The sequence below is a fragment of the Thermoleptolyngbya sp. C42_A2020_037 genome, from assembly GCF_015272455.1.
Classification (GTDB): Bacteria; Cyanobacteriota; Cyanobacteriia; order Elainellales; family Elainellaceae; genus Thermoleptolyngbya.
The window spans coordinates 31,352-55,899 of sequence record NZ_JACYLP010000057.1; the positions used below are offsets into that span (position 1 = coordinate 31,352).

General features: G+C 55.9%; 24 protein-coding genes. 18 read left to right on the forward strand and 6 right to left on the reverse strand.

Annotated elements, in window-relative coordinates; all coding sequences use genetic code 11:
* Positions 1 to 22: 22 nt before the first annotated feature.
* Positions 23 to 295 (reverse strand): hypothetical protein, encoded by a 273-nt coding sequence (locus IGS16_RS21010; RefSeq protein ID WP_068508399.1) that lies wholly within the window; start codon positions 293 to 295, stop codon positions 23 to 25.
* A gap of 331 nt (positions 296 to 626) precedes the next feature.
* Here IGS16_RS21010 and psbD point away from each other — a divergent pair, with 331 nt between their 5' ends.
* From psbD to fni, 13 genes are all read left to right on the forward strand, one after another.
* Complete coding sequence (gene psbD / locus IGS16_RS21015) at positions 627 to 1,685, forward strand: photosystem II D2 protein (photosystem q(a) protein) (RefSeq protein WP_068508400.1); 1,059 nt, start codon at positions 627 to 629, stop codon at positions 1,683 to 1,685.
* 694 nt (positions 1,686 to 2,379) lie between these two features.
* On the forward strand, positions 2,380 to 2,658 hold the full coding sequence (locus tag IGS16_RS21020; RefSeq protein ID WP_297088853.1) for a 4a-hydroxytetrahydrobiopterin dehydratase: 279 nt from the start codon (positions 2,380 to 2,382) through the stop codon (positions 2,656 to 2,658).
* A 582-nt stretch (positions 2,659 to 3,240) separates the two neighbouring features.
* Entirely contained in the window at positions 3,241 to 4,860 is a 1,620-nt protein-coding gene (locus tag IGS16_RS21025; protein WP_297088855.1) for an iron uptake porin, read from the forward strand.
* Positions 4,861 to 5,257: 397 nt separating this feature from the next.
* The gene (locus tag IGS16_RS21030) at positions 5,258 to 6,751 is read left to right on the forward strand and encodes an iron uptake porin (RefSeq protein ID WP_297088857.1); all 1,494 of its coding nucleotides are present in this window, start codon (positions 5,258 to 5,260) and stop codon (positions 6,749 to 6,751) included.
* Positions 6,752 to 6,917: 166 nt separating this feature from the next.
* Positions 6,918 to 7,355, forward strand: coding sequence for an Rrf2 family transcriptional regulator (locus tag IGS16_RS21035; RefSeq protein ID WP_068516006.1), 438 nt, complete (start codon positions 6,918 to 6,920; stop codon positions 7,353 to 7,355).
* 29 nt (positions 7,356 to 7,384) lie between these two features.
* Positions 7,385 to 8,350 (forward strand): cysteine synthase A, encoded by a 966-nt coding sequence (gene cysK / locus IGS16_RS21040; protein WP_297088860.1) that lies wholly within the window; start codon positions 7,385 to 7,387, stop codon positions 8,348 to 8,350.
* A 42-nt stretch (positions 8,351 to 8,392) separates the two neighbouring features.
* Complete coding sequence (locus tag IGS16_RS21045) at positions 8,393 to 9,118, forward strand: DnaJ domain-containing protein (protein WP_297088862.1); 726 nt, start codon at positions 8,393 to 8,395, stop codon at positions 9,116 to 9,118.
* Between the two features lie 180 nt (positions 9,119 to 9,298).
* Positions 9,299 to 10,660 carry a ribosome biogenesis GTPase Der gene (gene der / locus IGS16_RS21050; RefSeq protein WP_297088864.1) on the forward strand — a complete coding sequence of 454 codons (1,362 nt, stop codon included), beginning with the start codon at positions 9,299 to 9,301 and terminating at the stop codon, positions 10,658 to 10,660.
* 11 nt (positions 10,661 to 10,671) lie between these two features.
* Positions 10,672 to 11,607 carry an energy-coupling factor transporter transmembrane protein EcfT gene (locus tag IGS16_RS21055; RefSeq protein WP_297088866.1) on the forward strand — a complete coding sequence of 312 codons (936 nt, stop codon included), beginning with the start codon at positions 10,672 to 10,674 and terminating at the stop codon, positions 11,605 to 11,607.
* A 155-nt stretch (positions 11,608 to 11,762) separates the two neighbouring features.
* A complete protein-coding gene (gene acpS / locus IGS16_RS21060; RefSeq protein WP_297088868.1) occupies positions 11,763 to 12,200 on the forward strand; it encodes a holo-ACP synthase in 438 nt (145 codons plus the stop codon).
* A gap of 350 nt (positions 12,201 to 12,550) precedes the next feature.
* Positions 12,551 to 12,820, forward strand: a complete 270-nt coding sequence (gene pipX, locus IGS16_RS21065) for a transcriptional coactivator PipX (RefSeq protein WP_068508416.1) — start codon at positions 12,551 to 12,553, stop codon at positions 12,818 to 12,820.
* Positions 12,821 to 12,901: 81 nt separating this feature from the next.
* Positions 12,902 to 13,588, forward strand: a complete 687-nt coding sequence (locus IGS16_RS21070) for a YggS family pyridoxal phosphate-dependent enzyme (protein WP_367185844.1) — start codon at positions 12,902 to 12,904, stop codon at positions 13,586 to 13,588.
* Between the two features lie 110 nt (positions 13,589 to 13,698).
* Positions 13,699 to 14,802, forward strand: a complete 1,104-nt coding sequence (fni, locus tag IGS16_RS21075; RefSeq protein ID WP_297088872.1) for a type 2 isopentenyl-diphosphate Delta-isomerase — start codon at positions 13,699 to 13,701, stop codon at positions 14,800 to 14,802.
* A gap of 46 nt (positions 14,803 to 14,848) precedes the next feature.
* On the opposite strand, the gene msrB is transcribed toward fni, so the two are convergent.
* From msrB to ebsA, 3 genes are all read right to left on the reverse strand, one after another.
* Positions 14,849 to 15,250 carry a peptide-methionine (R)-S-oxide reductase MsrB gene (msrB, locus tag IGS16_RS21080; protein ID WP_068508420.1) on the reverse strand — a complete coding sequence of 134 codons (402 nt, stop codon included), beginning with the start codon at positions 15,248 to 15,250 and terminating at the stop codon, positions 14,849 to 14,851.
* A gap of 94 nt (positions 15,251 to 15,344) precedes the next feature.
* A complete protein-coding gene (locus tag IGS16_RS21085) occupies positions 15,345 to 16,433 on the reverse strand; it encodes a phosphotransacetylase family protein (protein WP_297088875.1) in 1,089 nt (362 codons plus the stop codon).
* Between the two features lie 119 nt (positions 16,434 to 16,552).
* Positions 16,553 to 16,927, reverse strand: coding sequence for a type IV pilus biogenesis protein EbsA (gene ebsA / locus IGS16_RS21090; protein ID WP_068508424.1), 375 nt, complete (start codon positions 16,925 to 16,927; stop codon positions 16,553 to 16,555).
* A gap of 729 nt (positions 16,928 to 17,656) precedes the next feature.
* Here ebsA and IGS16_RS21095 point away from each other — a divergent pair.
* From IGS16_RS21095 to IGS16_RS21110, 4 genes are all read left to right on the forward strand, one after another.
* Positions 17,657 to 19,090 (forward strand): NCS2 family permease, encoded by a 1,434-nt coding sequence (locus IGS16_RS21095; RefSeq protein ID WP_297088877.1) that lies wholly within the window; start codon positions 17,657 to 17,659, stop codon positions 19,088 to 19,090.
* A 137-nt stretch (positions 19,091 to 19,227) separates the two neighbouring features.
* A complete protein-coding gene (locus IGS16_RS21100; protein ID WP_297088879.1) occupies positions 19,228 to 20,202 on the forward strand; it encodes an XdhC family protein in 975 nt (324 codons plus the stop codon).
* Between the two features lie 54 nt (positions 20,203 to 20,256).
* Positions 20,257 to 21,309 (forward strand): DMT family transporter, encoded by a 1,053-nt coding sequence (locus IGS16_RS21105; RefSeq protein WP_297088881.1) that lies wholly within the window; start codon positions 20,257 to 20,259, stop codon positions 21,307 to 21,309.
* A gap of 178 nt (positions 21,310 to 21,487) precedes the next feature.
* A complete protein-coding gene (locus IGS16_RS21110) occupies positions 21,488 to 22,135 on the forward strand; it encodes an NUDIX hydrolase (RefSeq protein ID WP_297088883.1) in 648 nt (215 codons plus the stop codon).
* A gap of 224 nt (positions 22,136 to 22,359) precedes the next feature.
* On the opposite strand, the gene IGS16_RS21115 is transcribed toward IGS16_RS21110, so the two are convergent.
* Positions 22,360 to 22,899 (reverse strand): late competence development ComFB family protein, encoded by a 540-nt coding sequence (locus tag IGS16_RS21115; RefSeq protein WP_297088885.1) that lies wholly within the window; start codon positions 22,897 to 22,899, stop codon positions 22,360 to 22,362.
* A 337-nt stretch (positions 22,900 to 23,236) separates the two neighbouring features.
* On the reverse strand, positions 23,237 to 23,746 hold the full coding sequence (locus IGS16_RS21120) for a hypothetical protein (RefSeq protein WP_068508434.1): 510 nt from the start codon (positions 23,744 to 23,746) through the stop codon (positions 23,237 to 23,239).
* A 231-nt stretch (positions 23,747 to 23,977) separates the two neighbouring features.
* On the opposite strand from IGS16_RS21120, the gene IGS16_RS21125 reads away from it, so the two are divergent.
* A complete protein-coding gene (locus IGS16_RS21125; RefSeq protein ID WP_367185855.1) occupies positions 23,978 to 24,460 on the forward strand; it encodes a cupin domain-containing protein in 483 nt (160 codons plus the stop codon).
* The last annotated feature ends 88 nt before the right edge of the window (positions 24,461 to 24,548 follow it).

A 24,548-nucleotide genomic window follows, 5' to 3' on the forward strand; every position in this document is an offset into this window, starting at 1 on the left:
CATTCAGGAAATTCGCCTACAGTCAGGACGGCTCCGTCAGCGCAAAAAATCCCGGCGGACGAGCCGTGCCGCTGGCTCCAGCCTTCTCCGACACCTGAACCGCCGAAATCTCGCTAACCAACACGCCCAGTTTCTTGTCCGGCTGTTTTTCGCAGGTCAACTCCAACGCCACCGGGCTGCCCGACCGAATCGCGTTCAAAATCTCTTGATACACCGCCTCCGCATCTTCTGCGGTCTTCCGCTGAATCGACAGCATCGACGGCGTATTTTTCAGCACAATGTCAACAATAAACATCTAAATCCAGACCTTTATGCACAGAAACAAACGCTACCTCTTCAGTATCTCAGACAGACCTGATTTCAGGGGAAAGGACACAAACCCGTTCTCACGCCTAAATCTCCAAAATCCAAAACCCAAAATCCAACCCCTCCTCACTCAATCCTTAAGCTAATCCGATCTCACCGATAGCTTTCCCAGAAACTATCTGTATAATGAGGGGGAAAGTAAAGAAACGTAAACTCTGCTCATACTCCGTTGTCGATTTGTGCAGCTTTGTTGCACGATCACTCACAGGTATAGGCAGAGCCTTTCAGTACTCGTACTTAATTCATTGGAGATCCGCGCTATGACCATAGCAATGGGAAGAGCGCAAGCCCAGCGAGGATGGTTTGACGTTCTCGACGACTGGCTAAAGCGCGACCGATTTGTCTTTGTAGGGTGGTCAGGCATTCTGCTATTCCCCTGCGCCTACCTGGCGCTGGGCGGCTGGCTGACCGGCACCACCTTCGTCACCTCCTGGTACACCCACGGCATCGCCAGTTCCTACCTAGAGGGCTGCAACTTTTTGACCGCCGCCGTATCCACCCCGCCCAACAGCCTGGGACACAGCCTGCTGTTTTTGTGGGGTCCCGAAGCCCAGTGGAACTTCACCCGCTGGTGTCAACTCGGCGGCTTGTGGACGTTTGTCGCCCTGCACGGGGCTTTTGGACTGATCGGCTTCATGCTGCGACAGTTTGAGATTGCCCGTCTGGTGGGCATCCGTCCCTACAACGCCCTGGCATTTTCCGGTCCGATTGCCGTGTTTGTCAGCGTGTTTCTGCTGTACCCGCTAGGACAATCGGGCTGGTTTTTTGCCCCCAGCTTTGGGGTTGCTGCCATCTTCCGATTCATCCTATTCGTGCAAGGGTTCCACAACTTTACCCTCAACCCGTTCCATATGATGGGAGTAGCAGGCATCCTGGGGGGTGCGCTGCTGTGCGCCATTCATGGTGCGACGGTGGAGAACACCCTGTACGAAGACGGTGACAAAGCGAACACCTTCCGCGCCTTCAACCCGACGCAGTCAGAAGAGACCTACTCGATGGTGACGGCCAACCGCTTCTGGTCCCAGATTTTCGGGATTGCGTTTTCCAACAAGCGCTGGCTGCACTTTTTCATGCTGTTTGTGCCGGTGACGGGTCTGTGGATGGCGAGCATTGGGATTGCGGGGTTGGCGCTGAACCTGCGGGCTTACGACTTTGTGTCGCAGGAGATTCGCGCGGCGGAAGACCCGGAGTTTGAGACGTTCTACACCAAGAACATTCTGCTGAACGAGGGCATCCGCGCTTGGATGGCTCCGCAAGACCAGCCTCACGAACAATTTGTATTCCCTGAAGAGGTGCTACCTCGCGGTAACGCGCTGTAAGGGGCTTCAGCAAAGATTTGCAGCTTTGACTGAGTTTTTATTGACAGTGATTACTGCTGTTCTCTCCGCCTTCACAGTTTTGTGGAGGCGTTTTTTTGCCCAATGCCGTATTTCTTCCTCAAAAAATCTCCTGAAGCCCCCGTCATCTGAGACACTCAGCCGTTAGCTGTGCTATATTCTGGAGTAAGCCACGGAGAAAAGCCTAGCTTTTCACAGCGGCGCTAATGCAGTCAATACTATTAAAAGAACAGGAGGTGTTGCCCATGCAGGACAGCAGTAAACGTATGGGTCGTCAGGTTGAGATGTACTGGCTGTGCGCCGGGGCTGTTCTCTTGTAGCTTGACCCAGCTTCAATCAGAATCAAGTTTTCTGGGAGATCTTGAGATAGTTCAGAGATCCTCCCGGCAGTCTAGGTCAATTTGAAGACCCGCTAGACCGCCCTTGCTACCGGTGTTTTGGTTTCGACGGTTGGTTTCGACCCAAGGCACTCCCAGCAAGGGCGGATAGTTTTTTGGATAGTTTTTGGGGCAGTTTCAGGGCAATTTCCAGGTCATTTTTTGGGTTGGTTTTCGATGGTTTTTCGGCAGGGGTTTCAATGTGGCGATCGCCTCAACCCCTGCTAAACCGTCCTACTGTGGAGTTAGATCAAGGAGTTAGATCAACCTATCAAGCGTACTCCCGGAGGAAGTTCACCATGTCTCAACCGCTAACCGACGCAGAGATTCAGGCGCAGATGGCGCAAGTGCCTGGCTGGATTTTGGAGGGCGATCGCCTCCAGCGCACCTATCGGTTCAAAGATTTCCTAGAGGCGATCGCCTTTGTGAACAAACTGGTCGAACCTGCCGAAGCCGCTGGACACCACCCCGACATCGCCATTTCCTACAACCGTGTCACCGTCACCCTCACCACCCACGACGCCGGCGGACTGACTCAACAAGACTTTGACCTTGCTGCTACAGTGTCCAAACTGTAGGATTGGCTCAAGGTTGAGCTGGGTAGAGCAGCGCTGCATCAAGGCTCTAGACTCTCAGACGCTCATCCCGCACTTCTCGACCCCATAGCGTCACAATACAAGCCTCCGTGAAGTTCGATTCCTAAATCAAGCTTCAGCAGGACGCGCTATTGTAGCCCCCAAAACCAGCCCCCAAGACCCTGGAGTCTTTTGGGGGCTTATTTGTGTGGGCTGCGTCCAGACCAATCAGCTCTGTTATCAGGCTCATAGCAGCCGACAAGCACCTAGAGAACCATCTAGACGAATCGAGATGGCGGCTATAGAGATCAAAAATCCCGCAAACCTTGACTGCTCCGATTGGCAGCCCTTTACAGGTTAGATCTTGCACTCTCGTTGACAATCTGCTATTTTTATTTTGCTACCTAATTGAAATATATTCTCAACTAGAAGCACTTTTCGAGATGCGTATAGCCGGCATTTCATTGCTTCGGCAGACAGCTTTGGCTGCCAAAAATAGATGCTGTTGCAACTAGTGAGATGCTAATTATTCCTAGCTATCTCAGACGATAACGTTTGGACAATCAAGGTGTGAGGACAAAAGCAATGCTGTCAAAGGTTCTTTGGAACTCTTTGCTGGTTACTCCAGCAGTTTTGGGAGCTGCACTGGTCTCTGCGATCGCCCCTGCCAGCGCACAGGTTCAGTCTGAGCCTTCCGTGGCAACCCTCGATCAAGTGATGCAGTACAGCAACGAAGGTCGTAGCAGTGGCTCTCTGGCCCAGGTGACCTCGGTGACCGAGTTTTCTGATGTCAGCCCCGGAGATTGGGCCTACGAAGCGCTCGCCTACCTAGCCAACTCGGAAGCGCAAGGCGGTCTAGACTGCTTGGAAGGATATCCCGACGGCACCTATCGCGGTGGTCGGGCGATGACTCGTTTCGAGTTTGCTGCTGGTCTGGCTTCCTGCTTGGACGCGGTGGTGGGTCGTCTGGAAAGCCTTGATCCTGAAGCCCTAGCTCGCATTGAAGCGCTCCAGCGTGAATTTGCGGCTGAGCTAGCAGTGCTGCGCGGTCGCGTGGATGCTCTGGAAGCAGCCGTTGAAGAACTGCAAGCCAACCAGTTCTCGACCACCACCCGCCTGAGCGGAACTGCTATCTTTGCCTTCTCGGATGCTTTCGGTGACAGCGTATTCGAAGATGCCAACAACACGGTGTTCCAAAGCCGCGTTCGCCTGGCCTTCAATACCAGCTTTACGGGACAGGATCGATTGCTGACTCGTTTGCAAGCTGGCAACTTCAGGGACTTTGTGAACGTTCCGGGTATCTTTATCACCCCGGCTACTGAGGAATCCAATACGCGCTTCTTCGACGAGTATGGCGACTTCTCCTTTGACAGTGGTGGCGATTTTGCAGTTACAGTAGACCGACTTGAGTATCGCTTCCCCATTGGCATCGGGCAGCTCTATCTGGGAGCGCAAGGGCAGCGAATTTCAGATATCGTTCCCACCATCAGTTCCTTTGATAGTGGTGAGCAGGGAGCTTTGTCATCCTTCAACCGCAATCCCATCTACGATCTAGGGAAGAACGAGCAGCGTATTGGCTTTGGACTCACCTTCGACCTATCCGATGACCTCCAGTTTGGTCTGGGCTATCTCACAGGGCGGGGAAATGATCCTTCTGACCGAGCCGGGCTGTTCGATGGCGGATACACGGCCTTCGGTCAGTTGACCTTTACCCCTGGCACCTTGAAACTCGGTTTGACCTATACGAATGTTTATAGCTCTCATCCGGTTGCAAGTGGTATCTTTTCGCCATCAGTCTATAACAGCTACGGAATTAGCTTTGAACTGGGGTTGACCGATGCTATCTTCATCGGCGGTTGGGGGATGTATACGGACACTCGCACCTTTGCTGGCCCGCTTGCCTTTAGAGGTGACGGAGAAGCCTGGTCTTACGCCCTCACGCTAGGCTTCCGCGACTTGGGCGCACAGGGTAGCTTGTTGGGAGTGATTGCTGGTGTATTGCCTTACCAAGGCTCCTTTGGGAACAGCACACTTGGTAATGTAAGTCCCTTCAACACAGGTGGTTCGTTTCACGCAGAAGTGTTTTACCGCTTTAACGTGTCAGATAACATTTCCCTAACTCCCGGAGTCATCTTTGTCAGCAACGTTGCGGATGCAGGCGACGACTTGTTGATTCCTGTACTCCGCACCTCCTTCCGATTCTAATTGTTTCAAACCCTGTAGCTAGCGTGATTCCTAACACAAGCTAGCTACAGGATATCTGTGCTTCATCATTCCTTAACCTGGATTACTCAAGCCAAATCAAGAAGTACCTGCTACACTGATGGGTGTTTGAGTGAGTGCAATCTGTAAAGTTAGCAATCGTCGTTGTAAAAGATTTCTCACTGGCTATGCAGATTTCTCCGTGTTGTTCGGGTAGAAGTCTTGAGCAGTCGATGTTATAACGATTATTGATTGCGAGTTCTTTATTCTAGGTGTGAGGACAAAAGCAATGCTGTCAAAGGTTCTTTGGAACTCTTTGCTGGTTACTCCAGCAGTTTTGGGAGCTGCACTGGTCTCTGCGATCGCCCCTGCCAGCGCACAGGTTCAGTCTGAGCCTTCCGTGGCAACCCTCGATCAAGTGATGCAGTACAGCAACGAAGGTCGTAGCAGTGGCTCTCTGGCCCAGGTGACCTCGGTGACCGAGTTTTCTGATGTCAGCCCCGGAGATTGGGCCTACGAAGCGCTCGCCTACCTAGCCAACTCGGAAGCGCAAGGCGGTCTAGACTGCTTGGAAGGATATCCCGACGGCACCTATCGCGGTGGTCGGGCGATGACTCGTTTCGAGTTTGCTGCTGGTCTGGCTTCCTGCTTGGACGCGGTGGTGGGTCGTCTGGAAAGCCTTGATCCTGAAGCCCTAGCTCGCATTGAAGCGCTCCAGCGTGAATTTGCGGCTGAGCTAGCAGTGCTGCGCGGTCGCGTGGATGCTCTGGAAGCAGCCGTTGAAGAACTGCAAGCCAACCAGTTCTCGACCACCACCCGCCTGAACGGTCGCGCTGTCTTTGCCTTCTCCGACATTTTTGGCAGTAGCTCGATTGAAGATGAGAACAACACGGTGTTCCAAAGCCGTGTTCGCTTGAACTTCGACACCAGCTTCACGGGCAGAGATCGTCTGAGAACTCGTCTTCAAGGTGGCAACTTTGTTGACTTCAACGCAGTTCCTTCTGCTCAGATCTCTCCGGTCAGCCAAGACTTTACCGAGCAGACTGATTTCTCCTTTGACAGTGGTGGTAATTTTGCTGTATCTGTCAACCGTTTGGAGTATTACTTCCCCCTTGGCCCTGCGACTGTCTACCTGGGTGCTCGCAATCAGGGCATCTCTGATATCGTGACCTCAGTCAGTTCCTTTGATGATGGGGAGCAAGGTTCGCTGTCCTACTTCGGTTACAATCCGATTTACGACTTGGGTGGTGCTGCTCAGAACATCGGCTTTGGTCTGACTTTTGATCTGAGCGATGCCTTCCAGTTGGGTCTGGGCTATCTGACTGGCGAAGGTAATAATCCTTCAAACGGTGCAGGTCTGTTCAATGGCGACTACACTGCTTTTGGTCAGTTGACCTTCTCGCCTGGCGACCTGACGGTGGCGCTGACCTACGTCAACAGCTACATCTCTGAGCCAAACAGCCTAGGTGACTTCTCGCCTTCTGTTTACAATGGCTATGGCGTTAGCTTTGAATTTGCTCTGTCGGATGCCTTCACCATCGGCGGTTGGGGTATGTATGTCGATACCCGCACCTTCGCTGGGCCTCTAGCGTTCCGGGGTGATGGCGAGGCTTGGTCCTACGCTCTCACGCTGGGTATTAGTGACTTGGGTGTAGAGGGTAGCCTGCTGGGTATCATTGCTGGTGTGCCTCCTTACCAGGGTTCCTTCGGCAACTCTACTCTGGGCAACTTCTCTCCTTTCAATACCGGTACCTCGTTCCACGCTGAAGTGTTCTATCGCTTCCCGGTATCTGACAACATCTCTCTGACGCCTGGCGTGATCTTTGTGAGCAACATTGCTGACACTGGCGACGATGCCATCATCCCAGTTCTGCGGACTTCCTTCCGCTTCTAAAGCCTGAGTTTCGCCAGAGAATAGTTTCTGAAGCTTGACTTGTATGGCTATCTAAGAGGCTCCACCAAGGTGGAGCCTCTTATTTTGCGTAATTGAACCTGGAACAGCCAAAACCCCGGTGGAGAACCGGGGTATACTGAGGAAGGTACTGATTCTTGATGAGATTGTGGAACTTTCCTGTAAGACTGAGTATGCCCTACTGGCACTTCTAGAATTGACGAACCACTACAGCAGTGGAGAACCACTGCAAATTCGCCAAATCGCTGCGGAGCAGAACATTCCAGACCGCTATCTAGAGCAACTGCTGGCCACTCTGAGGCGTGGGGGCTTGGTGCGGAGCCAGCGGGGAGCGAAAGGCGGTTATGTACTGGCACGAGAACCCTGGAAGATCAGCTTACTGGAAGTCGTGAACTGTATTGAGGGACAGGACGCACAGACTACCGACACGAGACGTGATACCAAAACCGTTGAGGGAATGGTGATTTGGGAGGTGTGGCAGGAGGCGGGGCAGGCAGCCGATGCAGTTTTGCAAAAACAGACTTTGCAGGATCTGTCTGATAAGCGCGAAGCTCGCCGCCGTTTAGACATCATGTACTACATCTGATACATCATAAAGTTGGACTGAATCTAACCATGCGAATTGCTCAAAATATTACTCAGTTGATTGGCGGCACGCCGCTCGTGCAGTTGAACCGGATTCCCCAAGCGGAGGGCTGTGTTGCTCAGATTGTGGTGAAGCTAGAGGGTATGAATCCTTCTGCCTCAGTCAAAGACCGCATCGGGATCAGCATGATTGAGGCGGCGGAACAGGCGGGCAAGATTGAGCCGGGCAAGACCGTTCTAGTAGAGCCGACTTCTGGGAATACGGGCATTGCGCTGGCGATGGCGGCGGCGGCAAAGGGCTATCGGCTGATTCTGACGATGCCAGACACGATGAGCTCAGAGCGGCGGGCGATGTTGCGGGCGTTTGGGGCAGAGTTGGAGCTAACGCCCGGAATCGAGGGTATGAGTGGCTGCATTCAGCGGGCGCAGCAGATCGTTGCTCTGTTGCCGGATGCCTATATGCTGCAACAGTTTAGCAACCCGGCGAATCCTCAAATCCATCGAGCCACAACGGCGCTGGAAATCTGGCAAGACACCGACGGCGCGGTGGATATTTTAGTTTCGGGTGTTGGGACGGGTGGCACGCTGACGGGCGTGGCCGAAGTGCTGAAAGAGAAGAAGCCAGGATTTCGGGCGATCGCCGTTGAACCCGCCAACAGTCCGGTGCTGTCGGGCGGTCGCCCCGGCCCCCACAAGATCCAGGGCATTGGCGCGGGCTTTATTCCCCAAGTATTGAACACAGAAATCATCGACGAAGTGGTGACCGTGACCGATGAAGAGGCGATCGCCTTTGGTCGTCGGCTGGCCCGCGAAGAAGGCTTGCTCTCTGGGATTTCCAGCGGCGCGGCATTGGCGGCTGCGATCAAAGTGGGTCAGCGCCCCGAAAACGCCAACAAGCTGATTGTGATGATTCAACCCAGCTTTGGTGAGCGCTACCTCAGCACTCCCCTCTTCCAAGATCCAGAACTGGTTGCGTCTGGTTCGCTGAGCGCCTGAGTCTTTGAAAGACGCGCTTTACACACGCCTTACAATAGGCGTATGCAGCAGCAAGACCACTATAAAACTCTGGACGTTCACCAGACGGCGACCCAGGCTGAGATCAAGCAGTCCTATCGCCGCCTGGTGAAGCAGTTTCATCCCGATCACAATCCCGAACTGGACGGGCATGACCAGATTGCAACCATTAACGCTGCCTACGAAGTGCTAGGCGATCCCCAGCGTCGCCGCACCTACGATCAGCAGTTGCATGATGCAGAACGGCTGAAAGCGGCCGGTTTTGACGTTTACGAAGAGTCTGCAAGCAGCCGCCAGCAGCGCACGGCCGAAGCGCAGCGCCGCTATCAGCAGCGCCAGACCGGGCAAGACGACGACCAGCAGCTCAAGCTATGGCTGACGCGAGTTTATCAGCCGGTCAACCGACTGATTTCCAAAATTCTGAATCCGCTTAAAGAGCAGCTTGATGATCTTGCCTATGATCCATTTGATGACGAATTGCTAGAGGCATTTCAGGCGTATCTAGACGAATCCCGCGAATTGCTGCACAAGGCCCAGACTACGTTTAAATCGATGTCAAACCCGCCCAGCACGGCAAAGGCCGCTGCCGATTTGTTCTATTGCCTGAGCCAAGTGGGAGATGGCATCGATGAGCTAGAGCGATTTGTCACCAGCTACAACGAGCAGTATTTGCACACAGGTAAGGAATTATTTCGGATTGCCAAAGGGCTGAAGCGGGAGGCGCAGGCAGCAGTGAAGCGAATTGGGTAAGAGCAAAAATCAGGAACCCCCAGAGTTCCCCCTTGATTCTGGTTTCGGGGCAATCGGTTTCAAGTCCATAAGTCCTGACCCCTGATCCCCCGGTTGTGCGTCACAATAGAAAAGCTGTGTCAATTTGGGTTGCGGGATCAAGGCTGAACCAGTCCCTAACTGCCAACCCTCAGTCCTCCCATGTCCCTTCCGATTGTTGCCGTTATTGGTCGCCCCAACGTAGGCAAGTCTACCTTTGTCAACCGACTGGCAGAGGTGCGGGATGCGATTGTGCATGATGAGCCGGGGGTGACGCGCGATCGCACGTACAAGCCTGCCTTTTGGAATGACCGCGACTTTTTGGTGGTGGATACCGGCGGGCTAGTGTTCGATGACGACACCGAATTTTTGCCGCTGATTCGAGAGCAGGCAATGGCGGCGCTGGCGGAGGCGAGCGTGGCAGTGATGGTGGTAGACGGACAGGCAGGCGTGACGGCGGCCGACGAGGCGATCGCCACCTGGCTTCGGCAACAGTCTGTCCCTGTGCTGCTGGCGGTTAACAAATGCGAGTCGGTAGAGCAAGGGCTGATTCAGGCGGCGGAATTTTGGAGCCTAGGGCTGGGGGAACCTTATCCTGTGTCGGCGATTCATGGCAGCGGCACAGGCGACCTGCTGGACAAACTCATTACTTTTTTGCCACCGACGGATCAGGTCGAAGAAACCGATGAGATTCGGGTCGCGATCGTGGGACGGCCAAATGTCGGCAAGTCTAGCCTGCTGAATGCATTTGTGGGAGAAAAGCGGGCGATCGTCAGCCCCATTTCAGGCACCACTCGCGACGCGATCGACATGCAGGTCGAGCGCAACGGCCAGCGCTATCGGCTGATCGACACCGCAGGCATCCGCAAGAAAAAGCAGGTGGAATACGGCCCAGAATTCTTTGGGATCAACCGAGCCTTTAAGGCAATTCGGCGGGCGGATGTGGTGCTGCTGGTGATCGACGCAATCGATGGCGTGACGGAGCAGGATCAGAAGCTGGCTGGACGCATTGCCGATGACGGGCGGGCGTGCGTTGTGGTGATCAACAAGTGGGACGCGATTGAAAAAGATTCCCACACGATTTATGAATACGAGCGACATCTGGAAGATCGCCTTCACTTTACCAACTGGGCAGAGACCATCTTTGTTAGCGCCATGACCGGGCAGCGGGTGGAAAAGATTTTGGAACTGGTGAACCGGGCTGCCGAGCAGCATCGCCGCCGCGTTTCGACCTCGGTGATTAACGAAGTGCTGGAGGAAGCAGGCAACTGGCACTCGCCGCCGACCACGCGCCAGGGTCGCCAGGGCAAGATTTACTACGGTACGCAGGTGAGTACGCAACCTCCGGCGATCGCCCTATTTGTCAACGATCCCAACCTGTTTAACGACAACTATCGCCGCTATATCGAGCGCCAGTTTCGCCAGTCGCTCGGCTTTGTGGGTACGCCAGTTCGCTTCTTTTGGCGAGGCAAAAAGCTTCGAGAGGTGGAGCGTGGCTCTGCAAACCGAGCGACGAAGGTGTAAGCGGAACGGCTATGGATCTGCTGCGATCGCTCCCCATCGGGCTATATCTGGAGCAACCCGTTACCTGGCTCCATCGGCTTGATCCCCGCGTCAAGGCGGCCTGGCTGATGGCGTTTGTGCTAACCCCGATCGCCGCAACCCCCTACTGGCGATTGTCGCTGGTAGGCTGGCTGCTGGCGCTCATGGTGAGTACGCTGCTGCCGCTGCGCGTCTGGAAGCGGCAGGTCGGGCTGGCGGCGGGATTTAGCCTGCTGCTGTTTTTGGTGACGCTGGTCGTGCCTGACGGGTTGACGGTTACTCACCAGCCGCGCATCCCTGCGGACGAGCTAAGCATCACCGTGCCTCCGTCGTCCTCATCTGCAACTCCGTCCGTCGGGGAGGATGCGCCCATAACGCTGAACCTGGGCAATGGCTATCAGTATGTGCTGCTTCAGGCAGGGCCGCTGCGCGTCACGCGGCGATCGCTCAATCTGGGCATCCGAGTCGGCACGCTGGTTTTCACGCTGCTGGTCAGTACGAACCTGTTCTTGCTGACCACCGCGCCAGAAGAAATCACCGCTGGGCTGGAGAGCTTACTGAAACCGCTAGGACGGTTTGGCATTCCCGTCACCGAAATCGTGCTGACGCTGACGCTCTCGCTGCGCTTCATTCCGCTGGTGCTAGAGGAAATTCAAAACCTAATCCGCTCCGTGCGAACCCGCGCCATCAACTGGCGAAAGCTGGGGTTTCGAGGCAGTTCCCAAGTCGCCCTCACCGTCGCAGAACGCCTGGTCGATAACCTGCTGGTTCGCGCCACCCAGATTGCCAGCGCCATGCAGGTGCGAGGCTTTACCAGTCCCAACCGCCATCAGGTGAAGTGGCATCAGTTTCGCGTGTTTTGGCTCGACTGGCTGGCGATCGCCACACTAGTGCTATTCATCCTTGCCCGCATCCACTGGGGCAGCTAACGGGGGCAGAGCGCCGGAGCGTTGAGACAAGTCGCCAAGCTCTTGCAATCCCGTGTGCTAACTCCGTGAGAAATGTCTTAACCTGCCGATAAAAACTTAAAGAAAACTTGTTTTTGTAGCCCTGCTATACAAACTAGCATACAGTATTACTGTGAATGCATTTTGAGGCACGATTGAACATCTCTCCAAACATCTCTCTAGGGACGGATATTGTCCATATTCCTCGAATCAGGGCGTTGATTGACCGTTTTGGCGATCGCTTTTTGAAAAAAGTCTACACTGCTATCGAGCAGCAAGACTATTGGCAAGCCTGTGCCCAGGCCATCGAAAATCAGGTTGGTATTGCCAGACTGGCAGGCCGATGGGCGGCAAAAGAGGCAGTCGTCAAAGCAATGGGCACGGGCTGGCGAGGAATTCGCTATACCGATGTCGAAATTCAGCGGCAGGGAAACGGTGCGCCAACAGTTTGTCTACACGGCACGGCAGCCCAGTGGGCGACTCAAGCGGGTGGTGGAAACTGGCGGCTCAGCCTCAGCCATGACGGAGAGTATGCGATCGCCACGGCACTGTTTCTGGGCCCCGGAGCCGAATAAGAGTCACCTGGGCAAAGTGAGCTGGTCGAAATCACCTGGGCAGGTTCACTGAGTCAAGGTCGTATCGTTGATAAACATGCAGTCGGGCTGTCTGCATGAACTGCTCAGTCAAAACGCTTGATGAGGAGCTTTTTCCAATAGGCCTCTTCGGGTGAGAGTTTTGGTTAGGTTTTTTACCGAACTCGTTAGACCAAACGGTTTAGCCAAAGCTCTTAGCCCGCCTCCAAAACATCCTGAACGTTGCGCTTCTCTGTCGTTCCACACTCTGCTACTCTGCTGTCATCATTTAACAATTTATGAAATTTGCTCAATCGCTATCTGCCCCACCATCAGGAGCTAATGCAACTCGAATGAGTCGCGAATCCTACCTGAACCACCCAACCTTTGGGCTGCTCTATCAGGTTTGCGAAGTTACCGCAAATCAAGATTTGTTTGCGACACTCTACGCGCAGCGGCTGTTCTTTTTGGTGACGGCCTCCTCAGAAGGCTTGCAGTTTGAGCCGATCGGTCGCTCAGATGCCCGCATTTTGCTGGAGAATCGTCTGCGGGGTCTGCGACGCAGCGGCAGTGAAGCGGAGTATGCGGCGTTGCAACTGGTTTATAAACAGACCTTTCAGTAATTCGCTCGGTTAACCCTGTGCGGAACCTCTGCAAATTTGCAGATTTAATGATTCCTCGAGTCCACGTCAGAAAAGATGGGCATGAGTGCTGCTGCGCCTGAGGCGATCGCCCAAACGATTCATCAAATTCGTCAAACGCTGCCCGATACGGTGCGGCTGATGGCAGTCACCAAGCAAGTGTCTCCTGCCGCAATGCGGGCCGCCTATGCCGCAGGCATCCGCGACTTTGGTGAAAGTCGGCTACAAGAGGCGATCGCCAAACAAGCTGAACTGAACGACCTGAGCGATGTAACCTGGCACCTGATCGGGCATTTGCAAAGCAACAAGGCCGCCAAAGTCCTCGACCATTTTCACTGGATTCACTCCGTAGACAGCCTCAAGCTGGCCCAGCGCCTCAACCAGCTTGCGGGCGATCGCCCCACCCGCCCGCGCGTCTGCCTCCAGGTTAAAATTCTTCCTGACCCCAATAAATTTGGCTGGACAGTTTCAGAACTGTTGGCTGACTTGCCCCTGCTCGACGACTGTCAGCATTTGGACATCGTAGGGCTGATGACGATTCCGCCCTACGGACTCGATCCAGACGTGACAAAATCGGTGTTTTTGCAAACTCGCGAACTGGCTGAAAAAATTCGTCATCAAACCCTCAAAACGATCCGAATGGAAGAACTGTCAATGGGAATGTCAGAAGATTATCCCCTGGCCATCGAAGCCGGAGCTACCATCATCCGGCTAGGTCGGGTCTTGTTTGGCGAACGAACCGTAACCTGATTATCGGTCAGGTAACCGACCAGTGATCATATTTCGTTTTTCATGAAGATGCCAGTGGAAGGGCGATCGCATGGCACACTAGCTAATGCAAAAGCCGCATTCCATTCAGCATGACGCGACCGATTGATTCCCTTTCTCCTGCCACTGCCCAAGCCCTTAGTGCCCCTTCCGAGCAGGCGATCGCCACCCAAGCCCGCAAAGCCGAACACATCCGCGTCTGCCTGGAAGAAAACGTCCAGTCGCACCTCACCACAGGTCTAGAGCGCTATCGGTTTACCCACTGCTGTTTGCCGGAACTGGCTCCGGCTGATTTGAACTTGCATACAACCTTTTTGGGCAAGGCGCTGACGGCTCCGCTGCTGATTTCTTCTATGACAGGCGGCACAGATTTGGCGCGAGTGATCAACCTACGGCTGGCGGCGGCGGCGCAGCGACACGGGCTGGCGATGGGCGTGGGGTCGCAGCGCGTCGCCATCGAAAATCCAGAGGTGGTGTCTACCTTTGCCGTGCGCTCCGCTGCGCCAGATATTCTGCTCTTTGCCAACCTGGGCGCGGTGCAGTTGAACTATACCTACGGCGTGGAGGAGTGTCTGCGGGTGGTGGACTGGCTCCAGGCGGACGCGCTGGTGTTGCACCTAAACCCGCTGCAAGAGTGTGTGCAAACGCGGGGCGATCGCAACTTTCGCGGCCTGTTCGACAAAATCGCGGCGCTGTGCAACGCCCTGCCCGTGCCCGTGATTGCCAAAGAAGTCGGCAACGGCATTTCTGCGCGAATGGCGCAGCGGCTGATTGATTGTGGGGTGGGGGCAATCGACGTGGCGGGTGCTGGCGGCACGTCCTGGGCCCGAGTAGAAAGCGAACGCGCCCAAGATCCGCTCCAGCGCCGCCTGGGCAATACCTTTGCCGACTGGGGCATTCCGACGGCGGAATGCATCACCTCGATCCGAGCGATCGCCCCCCAGATTCCCCTAATTGCCTCTGGCGGTCTGCGAAATGGGCTGGATGTGGCCAAGGCGATCGCCCTGGGTGCAGACCTGGGCGGACTCGCCCTCCCCTTCCTGCAAGCCGCTGCCGACTCCGATGCCGCCCTAGATGAGCTGATCAAAGCCCTGATCGCAGAACTTAACACCGTCCTGCTTTGCACGGGCAGCGCTGCATTGCGGGACTTGCGGGAGCCGGGGATCTTGGTCAAAGCGGGGGCGGGAATGGAGTGATGCAATCCCCCTCGATTCCACGGTTCTCCATTCTCGCGCTGCGAACCTACTCCGGCTTTTCTTCAAAGGTCAGCGAAGCGGAGTTGATGCAATAGCGCATTCCCGTGGGTGCGGGGCCGTCGTTGAACACATGGCCCAAGTGAGCGCCACAGGTTTCGCAGTGGACTTCGACCCGGCGCATAAAGAAACTGTTGTCTTCCTCGTAGCCCACGTTTTCGGCCGCCAGCGGGGCCCAATAGCTCGGCCAGCCCGTGCCAGAGTCAAACTTGGTTTCGGAGCTAAACAGCGGCGTGCCGCAGCAGACGCACTTGTAAATACCAGGAGCCTTGTGGTTGTGATAGGCCCCGGTGAAGGCGCGTTCGGTGCCCTTTTTGCGGGTGACGTTGTATTGCTCTGGTGTCAACTGCGCTTTCCACTCAGCGTCAGACTTTACAATTTTTTCTGCCATGATGATTCCTTCAATCCTGCTTCTATTGTAAAGCTGTGTAAAGCTTTCGAGGCAGGACTGGTTTGCAAGTCTGGGTCAAGGGTGCAGCAACGCCTCAGGCAGTCGCCACGGGTTCCAGCGCCAGCGCACTCATCAGCCGCTCGAGGTCAAAATGGCTCTGCATCAACTGGCGGATGTGCTGCACTTTGATCGATTCATGCAGGCGCACCTGACCAAAGGTGCGATCGATAATTTCCACCGTGGTCAGCGTGTCTAAATCAACAGAGAGAATGGGCACTTCCAGGTCTTCGGCACGGCTGAGGACGGCGGGTGTTGGCGGAATTTGCCCGGTCAGGATCAGGCAGTGGGTCGAGGTTTCCAGCGCTGCAAGCTGAATATCGGGGCGATCGCCCCCCGTCACCACCGCCATGTTGCGCGATTTGCGAAAATACTTGAGCGCCGAGTTCACATTCATCGCGCCAATTTTCAGGCTTTCCACCATTAGGTCCAGCCGATCCGGGCGACACAGCACCTCTGCATTCAGCTGATGCACCAGTTCCGCCACGCTGACGCTCCGCAGCAAGTCGCTCCGGGGCAACACCGCCAGCACTGGAATCCCCTTGCTTTCCAGAAATGAGCGGACGTTGGCATCCACCGCGTCTACCTGATCCAGCGGCACATCGTTCAGCAGCACCCCCTGGAGGCGATCGCCCAGCACCCGCTTCGAGGCCAGCAGCGAATCCACCACCAAATCAGAGTGATAGCGAGATACCAACAGCACAGGCGCATCCAGCACCTCCGCCATCTGCGGCAGCGTCAGGTCAAACAAAGAGCCTTCGTCCAGGGTTCCTGGCCCCTCCAACAGCACCAAACTGCCGCCCTGCCTTTGCTCATAGGCAGACAGCGCCTGCTGATAGTGGGTAGAGTCTTCGCCCTTGATGCGGCGGGCGATCGTGTTCGGGTCGAGCGAGAGCAGCGTGGGACGCAACCGACTTTCTGGCAGGTTCAGGGTGGCCGCGATGAACCGCACGTCTTCATCTAGCGTGTCTGCTTCCGACTCGCTCAGGCAAGTCCCCATCGGTTTGCCGTAGGCAATATCCACCCCTCTCTCTTGAAACAGGTGCGCCAACCCCAGAATAATTGCAGACTTGCCACTATACGCTTCGGGAGACCCAACGAGTAAATACTGCACAGACTCACCCACCCACCTTTTCTGAAAGACACGCTTTTGCTGCAAGACACGTCCGACGCTGCGGACTTCTCCCCATTGTAGAGGAGGTCTTTGCTTTCACAAGGGGGGCCGGGCGAGTTCAGAAACCCCGCTTATTCATCCAAACGCAGCAGCTTGCGGTAGAAACCCTGCGAAAAGTCTGCTATGCGGTTGGATTTGAAGTAAAAAATCACGTCGATTAAAAAATCGACAAACTCAAAATTTGCCAGCGTGACTTCATAGCTCAGCTCGGCGTTGCCATCAAACTGCATCCGGCAGCGCGTTAGGTCAGCAGGCAGCGACGACACGCTCCAGCTTGCCACGAACGGAATGCTCTCTCCCCCCTCGATCTTGCGAGACCCCTCCAGGCTGCCCTTTTGATAAAGGCTGATGGCGAGGGGCAGGGCGTTGCGCTTGCGGCCCTGATAGTAGGGTGCGTACACGTTCACGTCGCGAGGATTTGCAGGTTGAAGGGTCTCGATGGACATGCTCAAATCGTCCTTGGAGTCTCAATAGTTAGCAGGTGAAGAGTTGCAAACCAGCAGCGTGGGGGTAGCAGGCTGGGCGATCGCCAGGATCTAGCCAAGATTTGCACCCTCCCCAGCGGCTATAGATGGACAACGGGTAATGGATCACGACTAATGATTCACTACTGATTCAGTATGCCCTGTTCCCCCGGTTTGCTAGCACCGCCTGCGAGAAAAATCGCAGAGAGACCACGTCATGACCTGAATCAGTGCTTCTCCAGTTGCAACCTTTTCAACGGTTTCAAGACGGGATCGCTCTCGAGACGTTAATTTAGATGGCGCTCGATGACTTACAAGGCGGAACAAACTTTTGGCAGACTAAAAGAAAGTAAAAATGTATCAGAAATTACAATGAACTCTGGGCGACAACTTTAGCATGAGGGCTTTATGACTTGGTTTAGGACGATGCCTTTTGTGCCAGCATTACTGATTTTGAAGCGTCCCTGTTTGTAGCATAGGGCACGTTCTGTCTGAGCTTGGTTCTGGGCTGAAGATGGGCTGAATGAACGGGTGAAGTGAATGGGCTGAGGGTGGGCGCTTTCTCTCTCGACTCCTTCACTTTTCTATGGGGTTCTATGAGGCGGTTCTACGAGGCGATCGCCTCTAAGTCTCTCCTTCACCCTTGCGCTGTCTAAACCAGTGAAATTGCAACCCACCATCACATCGTTAAAGCGATAGGGAGGATCAACTATGGAGCCTGAGGTTCTCCAGTCGGAACCCGGATCGCCTACGCCGCAATACAGCGGCATATGGGCAAAGCTGGCAAACTTTTTTCGGTTCGACCAACACGGCACAAATTTTCGGACTGAGACGCTGGCGGGGTTCACCATTTTCATGACCATGGCCTACATCCTGGTCGTCAACCCGCTGATTCTGTCGGACGCGATTTTCCTGCAAGAACCGCGAGATCTGTTCGGTGAACAGGTGTTTGCGACGGCAATCTCAGCGGCGATCGCCACCCTAGTCATGGCCCTGATCGCCAACTATCCCTTCGCCCTGGCTCCTGGCATGGGACTCAACGCCTTCTTTGCCTACTCCGTCGTGTTGACGCTGGGCTTTGACTGGCGGCTCGCTCTGGCGGCAGTGCTAGTGGAAGGCATCATCTTTATCCTTCTCACCTTTACCAATGTCCGTAAGCAGATTGTCGATGCCATCCCGATGACGCTGAAAACGGCGACCTCTGTGGGCATCGGCTTTTTCATCGCCTACATTGGGCTGGCGGGCGATCCGGCCACCGGCGGTGCTGGGCTGATTGCTGCCAGCCCAGTCACCAAGACCACGCTGGGCAGCTTGGGCAATCCCAATGCGCTGCTGGCCCTGTTTGGCATTGCCCTAACGACAGCCTTCTTGGTGCGGCGAGTGCGCGGAGCATTGCTCTGGGGAATTTTGGCAACGGCGGTGCTGGGCTGGATTTTGGGCGTGTCGCCCTGGCCTAGGGGCATTGTTGGCGCACCCCAGTTTCCGGTCGATCTGTTTGGTAAGGCGTTTAGCGGACTGGGCATGGTCACGGGAAGCAACTGGATCGATTTCCTGGCGGTGCTGCTGGTGTTTCTATTTGTGGATATGTTTGACACCGTAGGCACGCTGTCGGGCGTAGGCAAGCGGGCCGGCTTCCTGACAGAAACTGGCGAACTGCCCCGCACGAATCAGGCCCTATTGGCCGATGCTGTGGGCACAACGGCCGGGGCGATCGTCGGCACTTCGACCGTCACCAGCTACGTGGAATCGGCAGCAGGCGTGGCCGAAGGCGGCCGCACGGGCTTTACGGCCCTGGTGACAGGTATCCTGTTTGCCCTGGCGATTTTCCTGGTGCCGTTGTTTGAGGCGATTCCTGCCTACGCCACGACTCCAGCCCTGGTAATTACGGGTGTGCTGATGATGGCAGGCGCAGCAGACATTCGCTGGGCCGACCCTGCCGAAGCGGTTCCCGCCTTCCTCACGATCTTCTTCATCCCGCTGTCCTTCTCCATTGCTACGGGCCTTTCCCTGGGCTTCATTGCCTATCCCCTGGCCAAGACCTTCCAGGGCAAAGCCCATGAAGTGAGCCTGGCTACCTGGATTTTGGCGGCGGTTTTCGTAGCACGGTTTATCTTCATGACGCTGCGCTTTGGCTCAGCGGAGTAATCGGGTGATGGAGGCATGGGCGAATGGGGAGTGGGACAGTGGCTCTCTTACACTCCCTAACCCCATGACTCCATGACTCCACCCCTGCTGGTACTGCTCCGATGTCTATCCAATGCTTCTCTCAACTCGCAATCCTTTTGCAACATCATCCAGTTGTCCTGGCGACGGTCATCCAGGTGCGGGGATCGGTGCCGCGGGAGGTGGGGGCGCGGATGCTAGTTTGGGGAGATGGACAGATCTGGGGCACGATTGGCGGCGGGGCAGGTGAGGCCAAGGTCATTCGCGCCGCGCAGGAGGTACTGGCATCGGGCGAAAAGCAGCAGGTGCAAATTGACCTGTCGGGTGCGCCAAACCGCGAGATTCAGGGCGTGTGCGGCGGCTGGATGCAGGTGTGGGTGGAGCGCTGGCAGGGAGAAGGGGCGATCGCCCTGGCCCGGTCTATCTGCGATCGCCTCCAGTCGGGACAGCCCGCCACGCTGGTTACGCCCCTTGCTATTGACCTTGCTCCTGATCGGTCGCCCTACCTGGCCGATGAGTTGGGGAATGGACGGGCGATCGCCCTCAGCGAATCTGCCTTTGTCGAAACGCTACAGCCGCCGCCTGCTTTGCTGATCGTCGGCGCGGGTCACGTTGGCGAACAGTTGGCCAAAATCGCGGCTCTCATTGGCTTTCAGGTGATGGTGCAGGACGATCGTCCAGAGTGGGCCAACGCCGACCGCTATCCCCAGGCGACGCATATCTTTGTCGAACCAATCGCCAATGCTCTGCGCCAGCTAGCACCTCATCCCCAGCTTTATGTCGCCCTGGTGACTCGCGGCTACCAATATGACCTAGAGGCGCTGGACTGTTTGCTAAGCCGCAATTTGCCTTGTTGCTACCTGGGTATGATTGGCAGCGAAAAGCGCGTGCACCAGGTCTATCAGGCGATCGCCCAGCGCGGCATTGATCCTGGCAAATTGCAAACCATCTACGCCCCCATCGGGTTAGACATCGGTGCCCTCACTCCAGAAGAGATTGCCGTCAGCATCGCTGCCGAGCTAATCCTGGTTCGGCGCGGCGGCACAGGGCGATCGCTCTCCGCATCCCTCCGCCAGTCCGTCACCCCTCTTTAGCGTTCGCGTTTACGATTCCATCCCTCTGCCACCCTGTCACCCCCTCGTGTCCTAATGTCTTTCAACCCATCTACGCCCGCCCTCGCCAAATCGCCCATTGTCCTGGTTGCACCCTTCTTCTTTTTGGGGACGGCGATGGTGGTGATGAAGTTTGTCCTGCCGCATACCACGCCGCTGTTTCTGGCAGGATTTCGGCTCCTGCCTGCGGGGCTGCTGGTGCTGCTGGTGGGGGCGATCGCCAAACTGCCGCAACCTCAGGGCTGGAAGGCGTGGAGTTGGATCGCGCTATTTGGTCTGGTCGATGGCGCACTGTTCCAGGGCTTTTTGAGCGAAGGACTGGTGCATACAGGTGCGGGGCTGGGAGCCGTGCTAATCGACGCGCAGCCGATGATTGTGGCAGTGCTGTCGCGGTTCATTCTGAACGATGTGATTGGGCTTTGGGGCTGGATTGGGCTGGCGATTGGGGTGCTGGGCGTAGCGCTGTGCGGTTTGCCGGAGGCAGCGATCCAGTCCACCCTCCAGGGCAACCTCAGCCTGCCGACCGGAGCCTTTAGCTGGGCGACGCTGATGCAAAGCGGCGAACTGCTGATGATTCTGGCGGCGCTGGCCATGTCTTTTGGCACGATCATCGTCACCTATGTCCGCAAACACGCCGACCCCATCGTGGGCACAGGCTGGCACATGATTATTGGCGCGGTTCCCCTGCTGCTACTGTCAGCGCTGACTGAGGCAGGGCAGGTGTCAGGGCTGAGTCTGGGCGACTGGGCCGGGCTGGGCTACACGACGATTTTTGGCACAGCAATTACTTACGGCATGTTTTTCTACCTGGCGGCGACGGGCAATGTCACCAGCGTCAGCGCATTGATTTTCCTGACCCCTGTCTTCGCTCTGCTGTTCAGCAATCTGACGCTGGGGGAACAGTTGACCCAGCAAGAGTGGATTGGCGTGGTGCTGACGCTGGTAAGCGTGTATCTGGTGAATCAGCGCCATGAGTTGGCGGCAAAATTTCCGGGGCCCAGCCCCGTCGTTGTCGCCCCCAAAAAGGGAACTGTAGAAGCTGCAACGGTCAATCCGTCGGTCAATTCTCCGACTCGCTCTGATTCGTGATCTTGCTTCGTTGTTCTGACGAATGAATGGATGCTTATGCCCAAAGAGCGATCGTTTTGTGTCGCTTTACCCGGTCTTAACTTTAGACAGGCTTAAATAGGGGAGGCGATGCCTTGCTATGGCTTCCTGAACGCAACTTCCTGAAACCGTCTCCCTTGCGATAGGTCTGAATTGGTCAATGCTCATTTCACTGTCTGATTTCATCTCTCGGACGACCCCTACAGGGGCGGCGCTGTTTCTGCGATGGGATGGCTATCACGTCTTTTCGATTCCCCGGAGAGAACTGACCCACGGCGGCGATCGCCTGCGGTTTTTTGGAGTGGGCGGCAAGCGGCGCTCGCCCGACGAGTCCTGGACAGACTGCGCCCTGCGAGAAAGCGCTGAAGAAATCGGCGCGGTGGTTTCTGCGATTCACAGCGCTGAGCAGACCTATTTTCTGAGCGCTGAGGGGGAAGTCCTCACGGTGCGTCTGCTGGAATCAGGCCTGCGCCCCCGACTGATTTTAGAAAAGCGAGCGCACTCCAGCTACGGCAGCCTGGCCAGCAGCCAACAGACCTACTACTTGCTTGCCTTTGATGCGTCTCTGCGGGCAAAACCCCAGCCCAGCAGCGAAATCGCAGCAATCCTGTACCTACGCGACGAGCATTTGCAGCAGATGCAGACGGGCGATCGCCCCACCCTCGGACACTTGCTCAGCACGGGTGCAAAAATCGACCTGCAACCGGGCATCCGGCTCAGCCCAGACGTGGTGTGTGTTCCCCACGGCACGGCCGCTTTTTTGACGCATCAGGGCGCGAGGGGTTGGGGCTTGGCAGTTGAGGGTTAAGAGGGTGTTGCGCTACAGCGCCCACAGCAGAACCGGGTGACCGCTCAGGGCTGGCTTGCAACTTTCACAGAAAGCCCTGAGTTCACTGCATAGGCCAACCCAAAGCGCAGACCCAAATCGCAAAGCCAAATGGCAAAGCCAAAATCGAGAAAAGCCAAAATCGAGAATTGAGAGCAATCCGGTTCCCCGATCGCCAATTTCCACCCTTCTCTAGGCGTGCGTCTCTAGGCGTGTGCTTCAAACTTATGGGCGTAGGCTTTGAGCAGCGTACTCACCTGACCCAGCACTTCGTCGCTGGTGCTCTTGCCCAAGGCCTGGCGTTCGGGATAGAAGTCGGGGCGGTTGACGCTGCGGGCGATCGCCTCTGCCACCTGTTCTGCAATCAGCGGTTGCAGATCTTCGCGGGCGCGGCTGCGCTGATAGTCTGCGCCTTCCTCCGTTGTGGCATACATGGGCGGCAGTCGGTTCAGCGCGTAGGCGGCAATGTCGCCCAAGTCGAGAGTGCAATCGCTGGTGGCTTCGATTTCGGCAACGCGGGCGATCGCCTCCGTCAACACCATTTCTTCCATCACGTTGATGAACTGCTTGCGGGGCACTGCGACCACCTCGCCGGTCAATAGCGCCCCCATGAGCCGATCGAGGGCCATGTACTCTTCGATAGACAATTCGGAAGCCGTATCGCAAATGCGCCCAACCTCAGCTTCCATCGCAGGGGTAAGGTAGCCATCTTGAAGCGCTTGCTCGACGATTTTCTCAATGCTCATGTCGCCCTCAAATCTTCACAGCAAAACGGAATGGGTCACTCGAATCCATCAGGCTTATACCCATCAGGCTTAGTGTGCCCCGGAATTCCACAACTGCACCAACCCCATTTAACAATTGTGTGAAGATCTATCCGGATAGTGGCACGGGTCTGGACTGATCAAGAGTGCAATCTCTGGGCTGCGTAATGGGCTTGCAAACGATTCAGGCACTTTAAGAAAAATTACGGAGCCTGCCCGTTCCAGGCTGCCCCTGGCGACAAAAACAGCCTGCTAATGCTTAATCTGGCAGTGCTTAATTTGGCAAGGCTCAATCTGGCAAGGCTCAATCTGGCAAGACTCAATCTGGCTCGACGTAGCCCTGGATATTTTCTGGATCAAATTGTTTCAAGATTTTCGTGGCCTGATTCGTCAGGTTGGGCTGTCCCTTCACCACGACTAGATACTTCCCCGCCTTGAGACGATTCCGATAGGGTAGGGCATCGCCCCCGCCGAAGACCAGCCCCGTGCCGCCGCCGACAAAGAAGCTGCCCATTGCTCCGGCGATCGCCCCCAAAACGCCACCGATGATCTGATTGCCCAGCACACCCGCCGAGGGCACCAGTTGATACGCAGTCGCCAGGTTAAACGCCACCCCTGCAATAAAGCCAAACGGCACCAGCCACGTCGCCATCAGCAGTGCCTGCTTGCGGGCGGGCTTTTTGGGGTCAAGGAAGCCATACTCATCAGCGCTTTTATAGCCGCGCCCCAAAATGCTCACCTGATTCATGGGCAGGTTTGCCGCCTCCAGTGCTGAATAGGCCGCCTCTGCCTGAATGCGGTCAGGAAGGATTGCTACAACATAATTCATGGCGATCGCACTCCGTGCCTTCTTTGCAATGTTGACTTGCAAGGTTTCCAACTGCTGGTTCCATTATCGGCTGAGATGGCGGCGCAAGCGTCGTTCGCAGGGCCAGGTGCAAATCTGCCGATTAGGATGAAGATAGAGAAATTTAGATGCTGGCCCGGAGGACACAGTTCGATGGCATTGCAACAAGATTCACGCCAAGCAGCCCAGGCAGAGCAGGTGAGCGATGAGGGCATGAGCGGGGCAGACACTACCGCTCCCCAGCCCAACGACGGCGAAATCATTACCGTGCGTCCCGATGCAGAAACCCTGACTCGCCAGCGGTTGCCCTATTTCGTTGGCATTTCTGGCAACACCGCAGGGACGCAGGGCATCTCCATGAATCTGGTGATTATTCCACCAGGAGCCTCTGCCGAGCCGCATTTCCACCGCGACTACGAAACCGCCATCTACATCCTGGAGGGGCGCGTCGAAACCCGCTACGGGCTGGGACTTCGGCAGTCGGTCATCAACGAAACAGGCGATTTCCTATTTATTCCCCCCGGCGTGCCCCACCAGCCCCACAACCTCAGCCAGACCGAACCCGCCCGCGCCCTAGTTTCCCGCAACGACCCTAACGAGCAAGAAAACGTCGTCCTCTACAATCCAGCACACCACAATCCAGCAGGTAATGATCCAGCAGGCAATCATCCAGCAGGTGATGATCCGGCAGGCTAGCACATCGCGCTAAAAAAGGTTTTTCGTTCTTCGTTCTTCCCTCTTCGTTCTTCGTTTTCCCTCTTCCCTCTTCCCCCACATCCCCCAC

Excerpts from the sequence above, each read along its gene's own strand:
- IGS16_RS21120 (WP_068508434.1), bottom strand. The coding sequence starts at position 23,746 with ATGAATTATGTTGTAGCAATCCTTCCTGACCGCATTCAGGCAGAGGCG.
- IGS16_RS21105 (WP_297088881.1), top strand. The coding sequence starts at position 20,257 with ATGTCTTTCAACCCATCTACGCCCGCCCTCGCCAAATCGCCCATTGTC.
- IGS16_RS21110 (WP_297088883.1), top strand. The coding sequence starts at position 21,488 with ATGCTCATTTCACTGTCTGATTTCATCTCTCGGACGACCCCTACAGGG.
- IGS16_RS21025 (WP_297088855.1), top strand. The coding sequence starts at position 3,241 with ATGCTGTCAAAGGTTCTTTGGAACTCTTTGCTGGTTACTCCAGCAGTT.
- IGS16_RS21055 (WP_297088866.1), top strand. The coding sequence starts at position 10,672 with ATGGATCTGCTGCGATCGCTCCCCATCGGGCTATATCTGGAGCAACCC.
- IGS16_RS21095 (WP_297088877.1), top strand. The coding sequence starts at position 17,657 with ATGGAGCCTGAGGTTCTCCAGTCGGAACCCGGATCGCCTACGCCGCAA.
- IGS16_RS21115 (WP_297088885.1), bottom strand. The coding sequence starts at position 22,899 with ATGAGCATTGAGAAAATCGTCGAGCAAGCGCTTCAAGATGGCTACCTT.
- cysK (WP_297088860.1), top strand. The coding sequence starts at position 7,385 with ATGCGAATTGCTCAAAATATTACTCAGTTGATTGGCGGCACGCCGCTC.
- msrB (WP_068508420.1), bottom strand. The coding sequence starts at position 15,250 with ATGGCAGAAAAAATTGTAAAGTCTGACGCTGAGTGGAAAGCGCAGTTG.
- acpS (WP_297088868.1), top strand. The coding sequence starts at position 11,763 with ATGCATTTTGAGGCACGATTGAACATCTCTCCAAACATCTCTCTAGGG.
- IGS16_RS21045 (WP_297088862.1), top strand. The coding sequence starts at position 8,393 with ATGCAGCAGCAAGACCACTATAAAACTCTGGACGTTCACCAGACGGCG.
- ebsA (WP_068508424.1), bottom strand. The coding sequence starts at position 16,927 with ATGTCCATCGAGACCCTTCAACCTGCAAATCCTCGCGACGTGAACGTG.
- IGS16_RS21125 (WP_367185855.1), top strand. The coding sequence starts at position 23,978 with ATGAGCGGGGCAGACACTACCGCTCCCCAGCCCAACGACGGCGAAATC.
- pipX (WP_068508416.1), top strand. The coding sequence starts at position 12,551 with ATGAGTCGCGAATCCTACCTGAACCACCCAACCTTTGGGCTGCTCTAT.
- der (WP_297088864.1), top strand. The coding sequence starts at position 9,299 with ATGTCCCTTCCGATTGTTGCCGTTATTGGTCGCCCCAACGTAGGCAAG.
- IGS16_RS21010 (WP_068508399.1), bottom strand. The coding sequence starts at position 295 with ATGTTTATTGTTGACATTGTGCTGAAAAATACGCCGTCGATGCTGTCG.
- fni (WP_297088872.1), top strand. The coding sequence starts at position 13,699 with ATGACGCGACCGATTGATTCCCTTTCTCCTGCCACTGCCCAAGCCCTT.
- IGS16_RS21020 (WP_297088853.1), top strand. The coding sequence starts at position 2,380 with ATGTCTCAACCGCTAACCGACGCAGAGATTCAGGCGCAGATGGCGCAA.
- IGS16_RS21070 (WP_367185844.1), top strand. The coding sequence starts at position 12,902 with ATGAGTGCTGCTGCGCCTGAGGCGATCGCCCAAACGATTCATCAAATT.
- psbD (WP_068508400.1), top strand. The coding sequence starts at position 627 with ATGACCATAGCAATGGGAAGAGCGCAAGCCCAGCGAGGATGGTTTGAC.